Raw genomic sequence first — 1,434 nt, forward strand, 5'->3', positions numbered from 1 at the left:
TGATCTGACCCAAAAAAGTTAGACAAATATTTTAAGCAACTTTTAAGACTTGAGTTCGGTATTCCACCGGACTCAGGTCTTTTAATTTTGCCTTCATTCTTTTGTGATTGTAATAGTGAATATAATCAGCTAATTCCTTTTCAAAATGCTCTATACTGTCAAATTCCTGTAGATAAAGGAGTTCGGACTTTAATAAGCCAAAGAAGTTTTCCATGACCGCATTGTCCAAACAGTTTCCCTTTCGGGACATACTCTGCGTAATTTGGTGCTGTTCTAATGTTTTTTGATATTGTCTCATTTGATAATGCCAGCCTTGATCTGAATGAAGAATCACGTGCTCTCCTGGCTGAAGACGTTCTATTGCTTGGTCTAACATTTCTCCGACTAATTTATAAACAGGACGGTTCATGATGTTATAAGCAATGATTTCACCATTACACAAATCAAGTACTGGAGAGAGGTAACGTTTCTCACCGAATAGGTGAAATTCCGTCACATCGGTTACCCATTTTTGATTCACTTTCTCTGCAGAAAAATCGCGGTTTAGGATGTTCGGAGCAATTTTTCCCACATTACCTTTATAAGAACGGTACTTTTTCATGCGGACTAAGCATAGCAAGCCCATATCATTCATTAAACCATTGATGGTTTTTTTATCGTGTTTAAACCCTCGTTTCTCTAGTTCTTTCGTGATCCGACGGTGTCCATAACGTCCCTTATGTTCATGAAAAATCTCTTTAATATTTTCTTTTACGTTCGCATACTTATCAGGTTGATTTAATCTTTTCTCCCAATAATAATATGTACTACGTTTAATGTCAGCGACTTCGACTAGATCCACAACTTCATACTTATGCTTTAGTTCAAAAATTACTTGCGCTTTGATTTTGTTTGTAATTTTTCTTGCATTTGAACTAAAGCATTCAACTTTTTTAAGTAGGCGTTCTCCATTTCTAAACGTTCAATTTTCGCTTGTAGTGCTTCAACTGATCCTTCAATTGGTGCTGGTTTCTTTGATTCTTTTTTCATGGATGGTCGCCCCTTTTTCTTCGATTCTAGGGCACAAATTCCACCTTCTTCAAACCGTAATCGCCATTTTCGAATCATCTCAGGTGAGGAAATATTGAAAATGGCAGCTGTTTCAACATAGGAAGTACCCATTTCGTTCATATGTTTAATTACATCCATTTTAAACTGTGAAGAATAGCTTGTATAGGATTTAATAAAGGCACTTTCCCCTTGATGTTCATATAAGCGAACCCATGTACTGAAAATACTGAGGTGAACACCTAGATCTTTCGCAATTTCACTCATTGGTTCATTTCCCTGTACATATCTCAAAACACTTAGTATCTTTTCCTTTGAAGTAAATTTAGCCATAAAAAAACACCCCGTAAATGTTAGTAGAGTGTCTAACATTTACGGGGCAGTTCA

The 1,434-nt window shown here is 36.3% G+C and carries 1 protein-coding gene; it reads right to left on the bottom strand.

Annotation, left to right across the window (positions count from 1 at the left end; genetic code table 11):
* Positions 1-31 precede the first annotated feature (31 nt).
* A protein-coding gene (locus tag DZB84_RS24595; protein ID WP_116354913.1) for an IS3 family transposase occupies positions 32-1,380 on the bottom strand; the annotation gives its coding sequence in 2 pieces (ribosomal slippage) (positions 32-936 and positions 936-1,380; 1,350 coding nt in all).
* Positions 1,381-1,434 lie beyond the last annotated feature (54 nt).

Origin of the sequence: Bacillus sp. HNG (genome assembly GCF_003400205.1) — a bacterium.
Taxonomy (GTDB): domain Bacteria; phylum Bacillota; class Bacilli; order Bacillales; family Bacillaceae_L; genus Ferdinandcohnia.